Source organism: Streptomyces sp. LZ34 (genome assembly GCF_053890475.1).
Genome location: NZ_CM132680.1, coordinates 5790366 through 5808408 on the forward strand (window position 1 = coordinate 5790366; position 18043 = coordinate 5808408).

General features: G+C 69.7%; 11 protein-coding genes and 1 pseudogene. 4 read left to right on the plus strand and 8 right to left on the minus strand.

The window, feature by feature from the left end; translation table 11 throughout:
* Positions 1–7: 7 nt before the first annotated feature.
* Positions 8–691, minus strand: a complete 684-nt coding sequence (locus ACWY4P_RS23250; protein ID WP_456213025.1) for a TetR/AcrR family transcriptional regulator — start codon at positions 689–691, stop codon at positions 8–10.
* Positions 692–912: 221 nt separating this feature from the next.
* Between ACWY4P_RS23250 and ACWY4P_RS23255 the strand changes: the two genes are divergently transcribed.
* Complete coding sequence (locus ACWY4P_RS23255) at positions 913–2178, plus strand: APC family permease (protein ID WP_456212472.1); 1266 nt, start codon at positions 913–915, stop codon at positions 2176–2178.
* A 33-nt stretch (positions 2179–2211) separates the two neighbouring features.
* Positions 2212–2319 (plus strand): annotated as a pseudogene (locus ACWY4P_RS23260) (Uma2 family endonuclease); the annotation flags it as partial.
* A gap of 12 nt (positions 2320–2331) precedes the next feature.
* Here the strand turns inward: ACWY4P_RS23260 and ACWY4P_RS23265 are convergent.
* Positions 2332–4647 (minus strand): serine/threonine-protein kinase, encoded by a 2316-nt coding sequence (locus tag ACWY4P_RS23265; protein ID WP_456212473.1) that lies wholly within the window; start codon positions 4645–4647, stop codon positions 2332–2334.
* A gap of 317 nt (positions 4648–4964) precedes the next feature.
* Between ACWY4P_RS23265 and ACWY4P_RS23270 the strand changes: the two genes are divergently transcribed.
* Positions 4965–7100 carry a PIG-L family deacetylase gene (locus ACWY4P_RS23270; RefSeq protein WP_456212474.1) on the plus strand — a complete coding sequence of 712 codons (2136 nt, stop codon included), beginning with the start codon at positions 4965–4967 and terminating at the stop codon, positions 7098–7100.
* Between the two features lie 18 nt (positions 7101–7118).
* On the opposite strand, the gene ACWY4P_RS23275 is transcribed toward ACWY4P_RS23270, so the two are convergent.
* Positions 7119–8081: a GlxA family transcriptional regulator gene (locus ACWY4P_RS23275; protein WP_456212475.1), complete on the minus strand. Its 963-nt coding sequence runs from the start codon at positions 8079–8081 to the stop codon at positions 7119–7121.
* A 173-nt stretch (positions 8082–8254) separates the two neighbouring features.
* Here ACWY4P_RS23275 and ACWY4P_RS23280 point away from each other — a divergent pair, with 173 nt between their 5' ends.
* A complete protein-coding gene (locus ACWY4P_RS23280; protein ID WP_456213026.1) occupies positions 8255–9196 on the plus strand; it encodes an NADP-dependent oxidoreductase in 942 nt (313 codons plus the stop codon).
* A 95-nt stretch (positions 9197–9291) separates the two neighbouring features.
* On the opposite strand, the gene tuf is transcribed toward ACWY4P_RS23280, so the two are convergent.
* The 5 genes from tuf to ACWY4P_RS23305 form a co-directional block, all read right to left on the minus strand.
* The gene (gene tuf / locus ACWY4P_RS23285) at positions 9292–10485 is read right to left on the minus strand and encodes an elongation factor Tu (protein WP_014178750.1); all 1194 of its coding nucleotides are present in this window, start codon (positions 10483–10485) and stop codon (positions 9292–9294) included.
* Positions 10486–10709: 224 nt separating this feature from the next.
* Entirely contained in the window at positions 10710–12833 is a 2124-nt protein-coding gene (fusA, locus tag ACWY4P_RS23290) for an elongation factor G (protein WP_456212476.1), read from the minus strand.
* A 38-nt stretch (positions 12834–12871) separates the two neighbouring features.
* Positions 12872–13342 (minus strand): 30S ribosomal protein S7, encoded by a 471-nt coding sequence (rpsG, locus tag ACWY4P_RS23295; RefSeq protein WP_014178748.1) that lies wholly within the window; start codon positions 13340–13342, stop codon positions 12872–12874.
* 2 nt (positions 13343–13344) lie between these two features.
* Positions 13345–13716: a 30S ribosomal protein S12 gene (gene rpsL / locus ACWY4P_RS23300; protein WP_003948652.1), complete on the minus strand. Its 372-nt coding sequence runs from the start codon at positions 13714–13716 to the stop codon at positions 13345–13347.
* A 367-nt stretch (positions 13717–14083) separates the two neighbouring features.
* The gene (locus tag ACWY4P_RS23305; RefSeq protein WP_456212477.1) at positions 14084–17983 is read right to left on the minus strand and encodes a DNA-directed RNA polymerase subunit beta'; all 3900 of its coding nucleotides are present in this window, start codon (positions 17981–17983) and stop codon (positions 14084–14086) included.
* Between the last annotated feature and the right edge of the window lie 60 nt (positions 17984–18043).

Below are 18043 nucleotides of genomic sequence, written 5' to 3' on the forward strand. Positions count from 1 at the left end.
CGTTGTTTCAGACGGCGGCCGGACCTCCGGCCGCCTGTTCGATGAGTGCGTCGTAGGCCCGGTCCACCCAGGGCAGAAGGCCTCGCACGTCCTCGTGCGGCTCGCGCGCCCAGGCGCGCAACGCCGCGGTGAGCACTCCGGCCGCGGCGCCGACCAAGACGGCCGGGCGCAGGTCCCGGGCGGGGTCGGTGCCGAGCCGGTCGGCGATGATCGCCACCGACTCGTCCTGGGCGTCGACCCTGATCCGCTCGTACGCGGCGAACAGGGTCGGCTCGCCGTCCACGAGCCGCAGCAGCGCGCGCCACCGGGCGTGGGGCTCGGCACCGAGCGTCTCCCGGTATGCGAGCCACTGTGCGACGGCGTTGCGGTAGGCCACGAACGGCGGCTCGTCGGCGGGGCGGGCGCGCAGGGCGGCGTTGATGCGGTCCCCGTCGGCGCGGGTGAAGTGGAGCGCCGCGTCCTCTTTGCCGTTGAAGTGGCGGCTGAAGGTGCGGCGGGTGACATCGGCGCGCTCGGCGATGGCCTCGACGGTGACGGAGGCGAGGCCGTGCTCGAGGATCAGGTCGACGGCCGCGGCCGCCATCGCCTCCCGGGTCTGCCGGGCCTTGCGCTGTCTGCGGTCCTCGGCCGGGGCCACGCCGGCCGGCGCGTCAGCTGGCGCGCCGGGCGGGGTGGTGCCTGGGGGCTTCATCGCCATCATGCCTCGACCATAGCGCATCATGTCCCATTGGGACATAAGTCCCGACGGGACACTTAAAAGGCTGCAAGGAGCATGCCAAACCGGCACGATCAGCGTCGAGCGTCCGCCCCCAGGAATCCGCCTCGTCGACGGTCGGGCGCGTTCAAGTGCCCGATACCTCGCTCGATTACCGTGCGCCCAGATCGGAATCCGTTATCGAGGGGGCGTAGGTCATGGGCACGTCGGCGCCACCGGCCGGGTCGGGGGAACTGCGACGGCACCTGGGCGTGTTCGACGCCGTGGTGATCGGGCTCGGGTCAATGATCGGCGCGGGCATCTTCGCCGCTCTCGCGCCGGCCGCCGCGGCGGCCGGGTCCGGGCTGCTGCCGGGCCTGGCGCTCGCGGCCGTGGTGGCCTACTGCAACGCCACCTCCTCGGCCCGGCTGGCTGTCCGCTACCCCCAGTCGGGCGGCACCTACGTCTACGGCCGCGAGCGGCTGGGCGAGTTCTGGGGCTATCTGGCCGGATGGGGGTTCGTGGTCGGCAAGACCGCCTCCTGCGCGGCGATGGCGCTGACGGTGGGCTCCTACGTCTGGCCCGACCAGGCGCACGCCGTCGCCGTGGCGGCGGTGGTGGCGCTGACCGCGGTGAACTACGTCGGCGTGCAAAAGGCCGCCTGGCTCACGCGGGCGATCGTCGCCGTCGTCCTGATGGTCCTGGCCGCGGTGGTCACCGCCTGCCTGACCGACGGCACCGCCGGCACCGGCCACTGGGCGATCGGAGCGGACGCCGGCTTCCACGGCGTGCTGCAGGCCGCGGGCCTGCTGTTCTTCGCGTTCGCCGGCTACGCGCGCATCGCCACCCTCGGCGAGGAGGTCCGCGATCCGCGGCACACCATCCCCCGCGCGATCTCCCTGGCGCTCGGCATCACCCTGGTCGTCTACGCCGTCGTCGCGCTCGCCGTGCTCGCGGTGCTCGGCCCCGGGGACCTGGCCCGCGCCGCCGCCCCGCTGGCCGAGGCGGTCCGCGCCGCCGGCGTCCCGGGCCTGGTCCCGGTGGTGCGGGTCGGGGCGGCCGTCGCCGCGCTCGGCTCGCTGCTCGCGCTGATCCTCGGCGTCTCGCGGACCACCCTGGCGATGGCCCGCGACCGGCACCTGCCCCATGTGCTCGCCGCCGTCCACCCGCGCTTCGGTGTGCCGCACCGCGCCGAGCCGGCCGTCGGCGCGGTGGTCGCCGTGCTCGCGGCCACGGCGGACGTGCGCGGGGCGATCGGCTTCTCCTCCTTCGGCGTGCTCGCCTACTACGCCGTCGCCAACGCCTCCGCCTGGACCCTGGCACCTGACGAGGGCCGCCCGCCCCGGATCGTGCCGATCGTCGGCGCCGTCGGCTGCCTCGTCCTGGCCTTCGCCCTGCCGCCCGCCTCGGTGCTGTGGGGAGCCGTGGTGATCGCACTCGGCGCCGCCGCCTACGGCCTGCGCAAGGCGCTCGCCCGCGCCTGAACGGGCGTCAGGGGCGGAGCCGGTCGGCAGGCAACCCCGAGCGGCCCCCGTTATGCGACCAGGAAAGACTTCGTGTACGGCGAGGACCTGACGATCGGAGATTGGACAATCTCGACCGACAACCTGCCTCGCTATCCATAACGGCCCTACGTCTCAGGCCCTTGCTCCTGTGGCCGCGTCCAGGGCATACACGGCTTCTTTGTCCTTGCTGACGACATACAGCACCCCGTCGCCGATCCGCAGGGAGCCGCCGCTGATGTCTGAGCCCCACTTCTTCGTGCCGGTGGCCGCGTCGAGCGCCTGGACATGGGGGTTGTCGGCGGTCTCGCTGACGTACAGCACCCCGTCGGCGCCCTTCAGCCGCTGAAGGTCAGGGCTGGTGATCGACCACTTCGTCTTTCCCGTGGCCATGCTCAGGGCATACGTCTGATCGCGTCCGCGTACGTACAACGCCCCGTCGATTGCCGTCAGCGTGCCGAAGCCGAGGTCGTCTCCAGGGCGCTTGGACCACTTCTGCTTCCCGGTGGCAGCGTCCAGCGCATGTACCGTCTGGTCATCAAAATCCTTGGCGGAGGACCCGACGATATATGCCACCCCGTCGGCCACCTCCGTGCCCTTGTGCGCGCTGGAGGCGGCCCCCGCAAACGCGTTGGTGGGGCTGACGAACTCCCATTTCCGCGCGCCGGTGGCCGAGTCCAGCGCACACATACTGATGGGCTCGACGACCGTACGGGTGTACACCAGCCTGCCGGCCGCCCATAGCCGATCGGCCCAGCGGCCGGTGAAGTCCCACTTCTTCTCTCCGGTGGCCGCGTCGAGCGCCCGCAGGTCGCCCTTGTCGTCGATGAAGACGTGCACGGCCCCGTCGTCCGCTGCCAGATAGTCCTTGACGCCGCCGATTCCGCGGCGCGTGACCCACTTCTGGGTCCCGGTGGCCGCGTTCAAGGAGCGGATGGAGTCCTCGGGGGAGACGTACACGTGCACCACCCCGCCGACCGTCGCCAACCGGGAGACGCTGCCGCCGGGGGCGAAATTCCACTTCGTCTCTCCGGTGGCCGCGTCCAGAACGCAGAGTTTCTCGTCCGAGCCGTTGACGTACACCGCTCCGCCGATCACCGCCGGAGGCGGGACGTTCAGGAAGTCGCCCTCCTTGGCACCGGCTTGGCCGTAGCCCCCGCCCTTGAGGGGGTGGGACCACTTCGTCTTCCCGGTGGCCCCGTCCAGCGCGTACACCGTGCCGTCCCGGATGTCCTGCCCCTTGATGTAGACCGTCCCGCCGTCCACCACCGCGGGTGAGAGCTTTTGGCCATTGGCGGCGAACCATGCTCGGGAATCCCCCTTTGGCGTCGCTGACGACTCCGGCGACGTCGGTGACGCCCCGTCGTCGAGAAGGGCGAAGCCGGTCGGGACGCCCGCACCGGCCGCGATGGCGGCGGCACCGAGCCACAAGGCCCTGCGCCGGGTGACGAGCCCTGTCCGGAGTGGGCTGGTCCGGGCCGGTCCCGGCGGGTGCGGTGGCCCGGCCGTCTCGGTGAGTGCGTCCGCCGTCACGGGCGACGCGGGGCCGGCGGGTGCGCTTTTCCTGGCGTCGGCGGTGCGCGTGGCCATGTCGTGCGGGCTCGGGCCGGAGGCCGCCCGGGACGAGGGGCCGGAGGCCGCCTGGAATGAGAGGCCGCGGAGGCGGTCGTGGACCCGGGCCGCGGAGACCGGCCGGTCCTCGGGCGCCTTGGCGAGCAGCTCGACGACGAGGTCGTCCAGGGCCGCCGGCACCCCGGGCCGGATCCGGCCCGGGGGCACGGGGGGCTTGCTCATGTGGGCGCTCATCATCGACGCCGGGCTGGTGGCCTGGAACGGGAGCTGCCCGGTGAGTAGTTCGTGGAGGACGCAGCCGAGGGCGTACAGGTCCGAGCGGGCGTCGCCGGAGTGCCCGTCGAACCGCTCCGGCGGCATGTACGGGAACGTCCCCATCACCTTGCTCGACGGCAGCGCCTCCATGAACCGGGCGATGCCGAAATCGAGAATCTTCACCCGCCCGTCCGCGGCCAGATGCAGGTTCGCCGGCTTCAGATCCCGGTGGATGACGTCCGCCTCGTGCGCCCGGGCCAGCCCGGCCGCCGCCTGCGCGACCCAGTCGACCGCGGTGGCCACCGGCGGGGGGCCGTCCTCGCGCAGCGCCGTGGCCAGGTCCCGTCCCTCGAGCAACTCCATGACCAGGAACAGCGACCCGTCCGCCTCGTCCTGACCGAAGTCGTGCACGGTGACCACGGCGGGGTGGTTCAGCGCTCCGGCGGTGCGGGCCTCACGGCGGAACAAGGCGGCAGCGGCGGTGTCTCTCCTGTCGTGCGGAAGCAGCTTGACCGCCACCCGCCGCCCGATCACACGGTCACGGGCCTCCCACACCTCGCCCATGCCGCCGCGGCCGACGAACCGCACCAACTCGTAACGCCCGACCAGAACCCGCGCCGCCATTCGTGTCCCCCAACGCGCCGTCACGTCCGCCACCGGTACCGCCCGGACATTGCCCCGCTCCGGACGAACCGCACCGCCGAATGATCCCCCGCGGGCACGGCCCGTTACAACACACGGCCCGTTACAGCAGCTGCCCAGCGAAGCGGTGTCGCAGGGCCACATCCTCTGCCCGGACCGGGCATCCTCAAACCAACTCTTGCCCGATTCGTGACCGACACCATGCCCAGGACGGACAACCTTCCAAGATCACTAACCGTCCCATAGCACGGAGAAGCAGCCGGAGACTACGTGCTGCACAACGGGACGGGGTCACCAGGTTGAACATTCGATCCGCCGCGCCTGCCGCCACGCGCAGGCAGGCGCTCGCCTCGCTGGCCGCCATCACCGCGGCCACCGCCGCCACCACCGCGGGCTGCAGCGGCTCCTCGGGCGCCTTGCCCACCTCCGCCGTCCCGGCCCGGCCGCTGTCGCCGCGCGCCGCGGAGTCCTTTGCGAACACCGAGAACGCGCTGCTGCTCCAGATCGTCGCCCACCCCGACGACGACCTGTACTTCATGAACCCGGACGCCGAGCACATGCTGACCGCCGGGGTGCCCGTGGTCTGCGTGTACGTCACGGCGGGCGAAGCCGTGGGGATCAACCGCGAGGCCGGTACGCCCCGGCCACGCGCGGACAAGGCCGCCTACTCCGCCGCCCGCCACCAGGGGCTGCGCCAGGCGTACGCGCAGCTGCTGGGGCTCGACAGGTTCACCCGCTGGCGGCGCTCGGTGATGGAGCTGCCCGGCGGCGTCACGGCGGAGACGAACGTCCTGGGGAACGGCGGGCGCAGCGTGCGGCTGATCTTCCTCAACATCGCCATGCTGTCCGCGGGGAACGTACGCATCCCCCACCTGTGGAACCTCCCGGGCGTCCTCATGCGTACCCTCATCGCCGCCGACTCCCCGGTACGGACCCCCAGCACCTACCGCCACCAGACCCTCGTCGACGTGCTCGCCGGGATCATGGACCGCTACCGGCCCACCGTGATCCACACCCTGGACCCCGACCCCGACTTCCAGGTCCACGACGCCACCCACCCTCGCGACAACGACCAGCCGGGCTGCTCCGACCACCGGGACCACACCCCGGTCGCGCTGTTCACCTGGAAGGCCATCGCGCAGTGGGCGGACGATGTGGCGCGGCGCGAGAAGCGGGCGCCGCGCTTCACGACCACGTCGTTCCGCGGCTACTACAACCAGCGCTGGCCGCACAACCTGCCGCCCGCCGTGGTCGCGCAGAAGGCCCGCGCCGTGGCGGCGTACGGCGGCAGCCCGCTGTGGAACTGCGGCAACGCGGCGGGCTGCGGCGACTACGGCCAGGGCGGCACCCGGCCGCTGACCAACCGCAAGGGCTGGATCCGCTCCACGCACTACCGCTACCCCAGCGCCCTGCCCACGCCCCTCACCGACCCCGACGGCCGCCTCGTCGCGTACGGCGCGCTGGGCGCGCAGGCCGTGCGGTGGCGCGAGACCGCCCCCGGCAGCGGGCGCTTCGGCGCCCCGCAGGGTCTGGGCGGCGGGCCGCTGGCCCCGGCGCTGTGCGCGATACGGGACTCCCGCGGCCACCATGTGCTGATCGCGCTGCGCTTCTCCGCGCTGGACGGGCAGGGGGGCGCCAACACCCGCGAACTGGTCGCGCTGGAGCAGCGCACCCCCGGCGGGCCGTTCCGGGCCTGGACCGGGCTCGGCACCCCCGACTCCGACCCCGAGCACGGTCGCCGCGTCGGCTGCCCGGCGGCCGTCGCCACCCCGGACGGGCGGGTCCACCTCTTCGTACGCACCGCCGACAAGGGCCTGGCCACCCGGATACGGGACGCGGCCGGGGCGTGGGGGCCCTGGCAGCGGCTGGACGGCGGCGAGGTCCAGGACGGGCTGACGGTGCTGCTGGACCGGCAGGCGCGGGTGCATGTCGTGGCGGCGGGCCGTGACACCGTGCACCACTGGGCCCAGGACCGGCCGGGCGGCCCGGTGGCGCTCCGGCCGCTCGTAGGCCTGCCGCTGCCGGGCGGGCAGCCGGGCGCCGTGCCCTCCCCGGACGGGTCGATCGCGCTGGTCTACCGCCCGCCCGCCAGTCCGGTGCCGTATCTCTACGGCGACAGCGGCGACAGCGGCGACAGCGGCACGTCCGTACCGCTGCGCCACTTCGAGGGCTACGGCCTGATCACCGCCCACGCCCTGGCCGCGTCCGGCGGCCGCCAGGGCCCGCTCCTGCTGCTGGGCCGGGACCTGACCGGCGCGGTCCAGGTCCAGTACGGCACGACGCCCGCCGCCAAACCGCTGCGCCCCACGAGCCGGCTGGTCCCGGTGGGCACGCCGACGCTGCTGGCAGACGAGGGCGAACAGGTGCGTGTGGTGGGCATGTCCCCCGGCGCCACCCCCTGGATCTGGCGCCCCCGCGCCACGTCCCGGGCGTAGTCACTCCACCCCGGGCGGTCAGGCCGCGGGGCGGAAGGTGCGGCGGTATGCCTGGGGGGTGACGCCGAGGGCGGCGTGGAGGCGCTGGCGCAGGGAGACGCCGGTGCCGAAGCCGGCGCGGTGGGCGACGAGGTCGACGGGCCAGTCGGTGGTTTCCAGCAAGTGGCGTGCGAGATCGACGCGTTGGCGGGTGAGCCACTGGCCGGGGGTGGTACCGACTTCGTCGCGGAAGCGGCGGGTGAAGGTACGTACGCTCATGTTGGCGTGGGCGGCGAGGTCGGCCAGGGTGAGGGGTTCGGCGAGGCGTTCCAGGGCCCATGCCTGGGTGGCGGCGGTGCCGGTGGCCCGGGGGTCGGGGACGGGTCGCTGGATGTACTGGGCCTGGCCGCCGTCGCGCCAGGGCGGTACGACGCAGGAGCGGGCGACCTCGTTGGCGATCCGGCTGCCGTGGTCGCGGCGGACGATGTGCAGGCACAGGTCGATGCCCGCGGCGACTCCGGCGGAGGTGAGGATGTCGCCGTCGTCGACGAACAGGACGTCGGGGTCGATGCGGGTGGTGGTGAACATCCGCTGCAGCCGGTCGGCCTCCCGCCAGTGGGTGGTGGCGGGCCGGTGGTCCAGCAGCCCGGCGGCGGCCAGGACGTACGTGGCGGTGCAGATGCCCACGATCCGGGTGCCGGGACGGATGGCGGCCAGGGCGTCGCGCAGCGCCCCGGGCAGGCACCCCTCATCGCGGATCGGGCCGAGGGCGTGAGAGGGAGGGATGACGACGGTGTCGACGCCGGCCAGCAGGGAGGCGTCGTGGGTGACGGTGAGGCCGTAGTCGGCCTCGGCGCGTACCGGGCGGCCGTCCAGGCTGCAGGTGGTCACGGTGTAGAGCGGGTTGCCCGCCCCGTCGCGGGCGGCGCCGAAGATGCGGGCGGGGATGCCGAGCTCGAAGGGGACGACCCCGTCCAGGGCCAGAACGCCGACGCGGTGCATGGCCGGATCCTTTCAGGCCATGGCCATCAGGCTGCTACTGGGGCTCTTGTGGCTCCGGCAGGCTGAGGACGCACCTCAGGAAATGCGCCTGAAACGGCACAAATAAAAACAAAAGCCACCGGAGAGAGAACGTGACCATACGCAAGGCCACCACCGGCTCCGCCCCCGCGACCATGCGCGCCGTCTCCCAGGACACCCCGGGAGCCCCAGACGTCCTCAAGGTCGTCGAGATGCCCCGCCCGCGGCCGGACCGGGGCGAGATCCTGGTCCGGGTGCACGCGGCGGGCGTGAACCCGGCCGACTGGAAGACCCGCGAGCGGGGTGTGTTCGCCGACGGGGCGAAGCCCCCCTTCACCCTGGGCTTCGACGTCTCCGGGGTGGTCGAGGAGATCGGCGACGGCGTGACCCTCTTCCAGCCGGGTGACGAGGTCTTCGGGATGCCGCGCTTCCCGCACCCGGCCGGCGCCTACGCCGAGTACGTCACCGCCCCGACCCGCCATTTCGCCCCGCGCCCCAAGGGCCTGGACCACGTCCAGGCCGGTGCCCTGCCGCTGGCCTCGCTCACCGCCTGGCAGGCCCTGGTCGACACCGCGCACATCCGGCCCCGCCAGCGCGTTCTCATCCATGCCGCCGCGGGCGGCGTCGGCCACCTGGCCGTCCAGATCGCGAAGGCCCGGGGCGCCCACGTGATCGGCACCGCCGGCGCCGCCAAGCATGACCTGCTGCGCTCGCTCGGCGCGGACGAACTCGTCGACTACCGCACCCAGGACTTCGCCGAGACCGTCCGCGACGTGGATGTGGTCCTCGACAGCCTCGGCGGCCCGAACTGGGCCCGCTCCCTGCGCACCCTGCGCCCGGGCGGAACGCTGGTCTCGATCCTGCCGCCGGACGACACCTTCCCCCGCGAGGAGGCCGAGGCGGCCGGGGTGCGCGCGGTGTTCATGCTCGTCGAACCCGACCAGACAGGGCTGCGCGAGATCAGCGCCCTGGTCGAGGGCGGTCGGCTGCGCGTGATCGCAGACGCGGTCTTCCCCCTGGAGGATGCCGCCGCCGCCCACACACTGGGGGAAACCGGCCGCACCACCGGAAAGATCGTCCTGTCCGTCACCACGTGACCGAGCAGGGCGGCCGCACGCCAAAGGCCCCGCTCCACCGTCCTCGCAGACGGTGGAGCGGGGCCTTTGAACAACCGGCTCCGTAGAGCGTCAGATCACTTGTTGATCTTGGTGACCTGGCCGGCGCCGACGGTCCGGCCACCCTCACGGATGGCGAACTTCAGGCCCTCTTCCATGGCGACCGGCTGGATCAGGCTGACGGTCATCTCGGTGTTGTCACCCGGCATGACCATCTCGGTGCCCTCGGGGAGGGTCACAACGCCCGTCACGTCCGTGGTACGGAAGTAGAACTGCGGACGGTAGTTGTTGAAGAACGGCGTGTGGCGGCCACCCTCGTCCTTGGACAGGATGTAGGCCTGCGCCTCGAACTCGGTGTGCGGGGTGACCGAGCCCGGCTTGATGATGACCTGGCCGCGCTCGACGTCCTCGCGCTTGATGCCGCGGAGCAGCAGACCGACGTTCTCACCGGCCTGGCCCTCGTCGAGCAGCTTGCGGAACATCTCGATGCCGGTGACCGTGGTGGTGGTCTTCTCGGTCTTGATGCCGATGATGTCGACGGTCTCGTTGACCTTCAGCACACCACGCTCGATACGGCCGGTGACGACCGTACCGCGACCGGTGATGGTGAAGACGTCCTCGATCGGCATCAGGAACGGCTTGTCGACGTCGCGCTCAGGCTGCGGGATCGCCTCGTCGACGGCCTCCATCAGCTTGAGGACGGACTCGCCCCACTCCTTGTCGCCCTCGAGCGCCTTCAGCGCCGAGACCTTGACGACCGGAAGGTCGTCGCCCGGGAACTCGTACTCGGAGAGGAGCTCACGCACCTCCAGCTCGACGAGCTCCATGATCTCCTCGTCGTCCACCATGTCGGCCTTGTTCAGGGCGACGACGATGTACGGAACGCCGACCTGGCGGGCCAGGAGCACGTGCTCCTTGGTCTGCGGCATCGGGCCGTCGGTGGCGGCGACCACGAGGATGGCGCCGTCCATCTGCGCGGCACCGGTGATCATGTTCTTGATGTAGTCCGCGTGACCCGGGCAGTCAACGTGCGCGTAGTGACGCGACTCGGTCTGGTACTCGACGTGCGCGATGGAGATGGTGATACCGCGCTGGCGCTCCTCAGGAGCCTTGTCGATCTGATCGAAGGCCGACGCCTCGTTCAGGTCCGGGTACTTGTCGTGCAGCACCTTGGTGATCGCCGCGGTAAGGGTCGTCTTACCGTGGTCGATGTGACCGATGGTGCCGATGTTGACGTGCGGCTTAGTCCGCTCGAACTTCGCCTTCGCCACTGGGGTCCTCCTGTGGAGTGGTTCTGTACGCATCCACACTTTGCGGATGGGTTCAGGTGGTCTTACCGAACCGGCCAGGACCCCGAGGGGGATGCCCTTCGCCGTATTCGAATGGGGGGCCGGCGGGCGGGGCCCGTCACAGATGCCACGATGAGCGATCTGTGACGGATTGCCCCGATGCCTATGCTCCAGCCTAAAGGGTGACCAACGCGGATGAATCCGCCTTACTCGCCCTTGGCCTTCGCGATGATCTCCTCGGCGACGCTCTTGGGAACCTCGGCGTAGGAGTCGAACTGCATGGAGTAGCTGGCGCGACCGGAGGTCTTGCTCCGGAGGTCGCCCACGTAACCGAACATCTCCGACAGCGGGACCAGGCCGGTGATCAGCTTGGCGCCACTGCGGTCCTCCATGGACTGGATCTGTCCACGGCGGGAGTTGATGTCACCGATCACGTCACCCATGTAGTCCTCGGGCGTGGTGACCTCGACCTTCATCATCGGCTCCAGCAGGGCCGGGGAGGCCTTGCGGGCGGCCTCCTTGAAGGCCATCGAGCCGGCGATCTTGAAGGCCATCTCGGAGGAGTCCACCTCGTGGTACCCACCGTCGAGGAGGGTGACCTTGACGCCCGTGAGCGGGTAGCCCGCGAGCACGCCGAACTCCATGGCCTCCTGGCAGCCCGCGTCCACGGACGGGATGTACTCCCGCGGGATGCGGCCACCGGTGACCTTGTTCTCGAACTCGTAGCCGTCGCCCTCCAGCGGCTCCAGCGCGATCTGTACCTTCGCGAACTGGCCGGAACCACCGGTCTGCTTCTTGTGCGTGTAGTCGACCCGCTCGACGGCCTTGCGGAGCGTCTCGCGGTAGGCCACCTGCGGCTTGCCGACGTTGGCCTCGACCTTGAACTCACGCTTCATACGGTCGACCAGCACGTCGAGGTGCAGCTCGCCCATACCCGCGATGATGGTCTGGCCGGTCTCCTCGTTGGTCTTGACCCGGAACGACGGGTCCTCCTCAGCGAGGCGCTGGATGGCCACACCCAGCTTCTCCTGGTCGCCCTTCGACTTGGGCTCGATGGCGACCTCGATGACCGGGGCCGGGAAGTCCATCGACTCCAGGATCACCGGGTTCGCCGGGTCGCAGAGGGTCTCGCCGGTGGTGGTCTGCTTCAGACCCATGACGGCGACGATGTCGCCGGCACCCACCGAGTCGATCTCCTCACGCTTGTTGGCGTGCATCCGGTAGATCTTGCCGATGCGCTCCTTCTTGCCCTTCACGGAGTTCTGCACCTGGGTGCCGGTCTCCATGCGGCCCGAGTAGACCCGGACGAAGGTGAGCTTGCCGAGGTGCGGGTCGCTCATGATCTTGAACGCCAGGCCCGCGAAGGGCTCGTCGTCCGAGGGCTTGCGCTTCAGGACCTCGTCGGGGTCCTTCACCGAGTGGCCCTCGACGGCCTCGATGTCCAGCGGCGAGGGGAGGTAGCGCACGACCGCGTCGAGCAGCGGCTGAACACCCTTGTTCTTGAAGGCGGTGCCACAGAACACGGGGGTGATCGTCGGCGAGTTCTCGGTGCCGGTGGAGGCGATGGTGATACGGCGGATCGCCGCGTTCAGCTGCTCCCCGGTGGGCTCCTCGCCCTCCAGGTACAGCTCCATCATCTGCTCGTCGTTCTCGGCGACGGCCTCGAGGAGCTTGCCGCGCCACTCGTCGGCGGCCTCGAGGTGGGTGTCCGGGATGTCGACGGTGTCGTACATCTCGCCCTTGGTCGCCTCGGCGGACCAGACCAGCGCCTTCATGGTGACGAGGTCGACGACACCCTTGAAGTCGGCCTCGGTACCGATCGGCAGCTGCATGACCAGCGGCACCGCGCCCAGGCGGTCCACGATCATGTCCACACAGCGGTGGAACTCGGCACCGGTGCGGTCGAGCTTGTTGACGAAGCAGATACGCGGCACGCCGTAGCGGTCCGCCTGACGCCACACAGTCTCCGACTGCGGCTCCACACCGGCCACACCGTCGAACACCGTCACGGCGCCGTCGAGCACGCGCAGCGAGCGCTCCACCTCGACGGTGAAGTCGACGTGGCCCGGGGTGTCGATGATGTTGATGGTGTGATCGACGTTCTCGAGCGGCCAGTGACAAGTCGTCGCGGCCGACGTGATCGTGATGCCGCGCTCCTGCTCCTGCTCCATCCAGTCCATGGTGGCAGCGCCATCGTGGACTTCACCGATCTTGTAGCTCACGCCGGTGTAGAACAGGATCCGCTCGGTGGTGGTCGTCTTGCCCGCGTCGATGTGGGCCATGATCCCAATGTTGCGGACCTTGGCCAGGTCAAGTGAAGTGGTGGCCATATGGCTCAGTCTTCTCTCGGTTCTCGATGGGGTAGCGACTACCAGCGGTAGTGCGCGAAGGCCTTGTTGGACTCGGCCATCTTGTGGGTGTCCTCGCGACGCTTGACGGAGGCGCCCAGACCGTTGCTGGCGTCCAGCAGCTCGTTCATCAGACGCTCGGTCATGGTCTTCTCGCGGCGGGCGCGGGAGTAGCCCACGAGCCAGCGCAGAGCGAGGGTGGAGGAGCGGCCGGGGCGGACCTCGACCGGGACCTGGTAGGTGGCGCCACCGACGCGGCGGGAGCGGACCTCGAGGGTCGGCTTCACGTTCTCCAGCGCGCGCTTGAGCGTGATGACCGGGTCGTTGCCGGACTTCTCGCGCAGGCCCTCCATGGCGCCGTAGACGATGCGCTCGGCGGTGGAGCGCTTGCCGTTCAGCAGCACCTTGTTGATGAGGGACGTCACCAGAGGAGAGTTGTAGACCGGGTCGATGATGACCGGGCGCTTCGGGGCGGGGCCCTTACGAGGCATTCTTACTTCTCCTTCTTGGCGCCGTAGCGGCTGCGAGCCTGCTTGCGGTTCTTGACGCCCTGCGTGTCGAGGGAGCCGCGGATGATCTTGTAGCGAACACCCGGCAGGTCCTTCACACGGCCGCCACGCACGAGCACGATGGAGTGCTCCTGGAGGTTGTGGCCCTCACCCGGAATGTAAGCGGTGACCTCGATGCCGCTGGTCAGACGCACACGCGCGACCTTACGCAGGGCCGAGTTCGGCTTCTTCGGGGTGGTCGTGAACACACGCGTGCAGACGCCACGGCGCTGGGGGGAACCCTCGAGCGCGGGCGTCTTGTTCTTCTCGACCTTGTCCTGCCGGCCCTTCCGGACCAGCTGCTGGATCGTAGGCACCGTTTCTCCGGTTTCTGTGTGCCAGTCTCGATAAAGCTAACCTGGGATTTCTCCGACCCACGCGGTCGGGTGTGTCGCACACTGCAGACCCCCGCGGAACTTGCGGGAGAGTGCAGATTGTCGGTGTCGACACCTCGGACTCCCGGGGAGGCCCCTCACGGCCCTGAGGCCGGTGGAGAGCGCGCACACGGGAGCCCAGGGACACCCCAGGCACAAGGTCAGAGCGTACCTACCGCATCGGCTCCGGTCAAAACAAATGCACACGCGGCAGGGCACACCGGCCCGCCAGCATAGCCGCAGGGCGGCCACCCCGCCATGGGGTGACCGCCCTGCGAACGTCAGGCCTCGGTCTCGGGGCCCGTATGACCTACTGGTTGTACGGACCGTAGTCGTAGTCCTCCAGCGGGACCGCCTGGCCGGAGCCCGTGCCGAAGGGCGAGTAGTCGATGTCGTCGTAACCGACGGCCGAGTACATCGCGGCCTTCGCCTCCTCGGTCGGCTCGACCCGGATGTTGCGGTAGCGGGACAGGCCCGTACCGGCCGGGATGAGCTTACCGATGATCACGTTCTCCTTGAGGCCGATCAGGGAGTCCGACTTGGCGTTGATCGCCGCGTCGGTGAGCACCCGGGTCGTCTCCTGGAAGGACGCCGCCGACAGCCAGGACTCAGTCGCCAGCGAGGCCTTGGTGATACCCATCAGCTGCGGACGGCCGGAGGCCGGGTGGCCGCCTTCCTGGACCACACGACGGTTCTCGGACTCGAAGCGCGAGCGCTCCACCAGCTCGCCCGGCAGCAGCTCGGCGTCACCGGACTCGATGATCGTCACCCGGCGCAGCATCTGCCGGATGATGATCTCGATGTGCTTGTCGTGGATCGACACACCCTGCGAGTTGTAGACCTTCTGGACCTCGCCCACCAGGTGCACCTGGACGGCGCGCTGGCCGAGGATGCGCAGCACGTCGTGCGGGTTGATGGCACCCAGGGTCAGCGGCTGGCCGACCTCGACGTGGTCGCCCTCGCCCACCAGCAGACGGGCACGCTTGGAGACGCCGAAGGCCGTCTCGTCGGAGCCGTCGTCCGGGGTGACGACGAGCTTCTTGGTCTTCTCGGTCTCCTCGATCCGGACGCGGCCGGCCGCCTCCGAGATCGGGGCGACACCCTTGGGCGTACGGGCCTCGAAGAGCTCGACGACACGCGGCAGACCCTGGGTGATGTCGTCACCGGCCACACCACCGGTGTGGAAGGTACGCATCGTCAGCTGGGTGCCGGGCTCACCGATGGACTGGGCGGCGATGATGCCGACCGCCTCGCCGATGTCCACCAGCTTGCCGGTCGCCAGCGAGCGGCCGTAGCAGAAGGCACAGGTGCCGACGGCGGACTCGCAGGTGAGGACCGAACGGGTCTTGACCGTCTCCACGCCGTGCCGCACGAGCTGGTCGATGAGCACATCGCCCAGGTCGACGTTGGCCGGCGCGATGACCTTGCCGTCCACGACGACGTCCTCGGCGAGCATGCGCGCGTACACGCTGGTCTCGACGTCGTCCGTCTTGCGCAGGATGCCGTCGGCGCCCTTGGTCGCGATCGCGAGCTTCAGACCGCGCTCGGTGCCGCAGTCCTCCTCACGGATGATCACGTCCTGGGAGACGTCCACCAGACGACGGGTCAGGTAACCCGAGTCGGCGGTACGCAGAGCGGTGTCCGCGAGACCCTTACGGGCACCGTGGGTGGAGATGAAGTACTCCAGCACGGAGAGACCCTCACGGAACGACGCCTTGATGGGCCGCGGGATGGTCTCGTTCTTCGCGTTGGACACCAGACCACGCATACCGGCGATCTGACGCATCTGCATCATGTTTCCGCGCGCGCCCGAGTCGACCATCATGAAGATCGGGTTGGTCTTCGGGAAGTTCGCGTTCATCGCCTCGGAGACCTCGTTGGTCGCCTTGGTCCAGATCGCGATGAGCTCCTGGGTGCGCTCGTCCTTGGTGATCAGGCCACGCTCGTACTGCTTCTGGACCTTCTCGTCCTGCGCCTCGTAGCCCTCGATGATGGCCTTCTTGGCCTCGGGGACGACGACGTCGGAGATCGCGACGGTGACACCGGAACGGGTGGCCCAGTGGAAACCGGACGCCTTCAGGTTGTCCAGGGTCGCCGCGACGATGACCTTCGGGTAGCGCTCGGCGAGGTCGTTGACGATCTCGGAGAGCTGCTTCTTGCCCACCGAGTAGTCGACGAACGGGTAGTCCTCGGGCAGCAGCTCGTTGAAGAGCGCGCGGCCCAGGGTGGTGCGCAGCCGGAAGCTGTCGCCCGGCTGCCAAGCGGGCTCACCCTCGTCCGGAAGCGGCGGGGTCCAGCCACGCGGCGGGACGGTGCCGATCGGGAAGCGGATGTCGATCTTCGCCTGGAGCGAGAGCTCGCGGGCGTCGAACGCCATGATCGCCTCAGCGGTGGAGGCGAAGGACCGGCCCTCGCCGATGACCTCGCGCTCCTCCTCGTCGGTGGTGAGGAAGAAGAGGCCGAGCACCATGTCCTGGGTGGGCATGGTCACCGGACGGCCGTCGGCCGGCTTGAGGATGTTGTTCGAGGACAGCATCAGGATGCGCGCCTCGGCCTGGGCCTCCGCGGACAGCGGCAGGTGCACGGCCATCTGGTCACCGTCGAAGTCCGCGTTGAACGCGGTGCACACGAGCGGGTGGATCTGAATGGCCTTGCCCTCGACCAGCTGCGGCTCGAAGGCCTGGATGCCCAGACGGTGCAGGGTCGGCGCACGGTTCAGCAGCACCGGGTGCTCGGCGATGACCTCTTCGAGCACGTCGTACACGACCGTGCGGCCGCGCTCGACCATGCGCTTGGCCGACTTGATGTTCTGCGCGTGGTTCAGGTCCACCAGGCGCTTCATCACGAACGGCTTGAAGAGCTCCAGCGCCATGGCCTTGGGCAGACCGCACTGGTGCAGCTTGAGCTGCGGGCCGACGACGATGACCGAACGGGCCGAGTAGTCGACTCGCTTGCCGAGCAGGTTCTGACGGAAACGACCCTGCTTGCCCTTCAGCATGTCGCTGAGGGACTTCAGCGGGCGGTTACCGGGACCGGTCACCGGACGACCGCGGCGGCCGTTGTCGAACAGCGCGTCGACGGCCTCCTGAAGCATCCGCTTCTCGTTGTTCACGATGATCTCGGGGGCACCGAGGTCAAGGAGACGCTTGAGGCGGTTGTTGCGGTTAATGACACGGCGGTACAGGTCGTTCAGGTCGGAGGTCGCGAAGCGGCCACCGTCCAGCTGCACCATCGGACGCAGGTCCGGCGGGATCACCGGGATGCAGTCCAGCACCATGCCGTTGGGGCTGTTGCGGGTCTGGAGGAAGGCGGAGACGACCTTGAGGCGCTTGAGCGCACGGGTCTTCTTCTGGCCCTTGCCGGTCCGGATGATCTCGCGGAGCTTCTCGGCCTCCTCGTCGAGGTCGAAGGACTCCAGGCGCTTCTGCAGGGCAGCGGCGCCCATGCCGCCCATGAAGTACGTGCCGAAGCGGTCACGCAGCTCACGGTAGAGCAGCTCGTCGCCCTCCAGGTCCTGGACCTTGAGGTTCTTGAAGCGGCTCCACACCTCGTCGAGACGGTCGATCTCGCGCTGGGCGCGGTCGCGCAGCTGCTTCATCTCGCGCTCGGCGCCCTCGCGCACCTTGCGGCGCACATCGGCCTTGGCGCCCTCGGCCTCCAGCTCGGCGAGGTCCGCCTCGAGCTTCTTGGCGCGGGCCTCCAGGTCGGCGTCGCGGCGCTGCTCGATCTGCTGGCGCTCGACGGAGACATGGGCCTCCAGCGAGGGCAGGTCGCGCGTGCGGCGCTCGTCGTCCACCCACGTGATCATGTAGGCGGCGAAGTAGATGACCTTCTCGAGGTCCTTCGGGGCGAGGTCGAGCAGGTAGCCCAGACGCGACGGAACGCCCTTGAAGTACCAGATGTGGGTGACGGGAGCGGCCAGCTCGATGTGGCCCATCCGCTCGCGGCGCACCTTGGCGCGGGTGACCTCGACGCCGCACCGCTCACAGATGATGCCCTTGAAGCGGACGCGCTTGTACTTCCCGCAGTAGCACTCCCAGTCCCGGGTCGGACCGAAGATCTTCTCGCAGAAGAGTCCGTCCTTTTCGGGCTTCAGGGTGCGGTAGTTGATGGTCTCCGGCTTCTTGACCTCACCGTGGGACCACTGACGGATGTCGTCAGCAGTGGCGAGGCCGATCCGCAGCTCGTCGAAGAAGTTGACGTCGAGCACTTGTCGTCAATCCCTCTTTCAGGGTCGTGTCTTCGGGTCTGACTGGGGGTCCGGGGAGAG

Excerpts from the sequence above, each read along its gene's own strand:
- ACWY4P_RS23280 (WP_456213026.1), top strand. The coding sequence starts at position 8,255 with ATGCGCGCCGTCTCCCAGGACACCCCGGGAGCCCCAGACGTCCTCAAG.
- ACWY4P_RS23255 (WP_456212472.1), top strand. The coding sequence starts at position 913 with ATGGGCACGTCGGCGCCACCGGCCGGGTCGGGGGAACTGCGACGGCAC.
- rpsG (WP_014178748.1), bottom strand. The coding sequence starts at position 13,342 with ATGCCTCGTAAGGGCCCCGCCCCGAAGCGCCCGGTCATCATCGACCCG.
- ACWY4P_RS23265 (WP_456212473.1), bottom strand. The coding sequence starts at position 4,647 with ATGGCGGCGCGGGTTCTGGTCGGGCGTTACGAGTTGGTGCGGTTCGTC.
- ACWY4P_RS23250 (WP_456213025.1), bottom strand. The coding sequence starts at position 691 with ATGAAGCCCCCAGGCACCACCCCGCCCGGCGCGCCAGCTGACGCGCCG.
- fusA (WP_456212476.1), bottom strand. The coding sequence starts at position 12,833 with ATGGCCACCACTTCACTTGACCTGGCCAAGGTCCGCAACATTGGGATC.
- ACWY4P_RS23275 (WP_456212475.1), bottom strand. The coding sequence starts at position 8,081 with ATGCACCGCGTCGGCGTTCTGGCCCTGGACGGGGTCGTCCCCTTCGAG.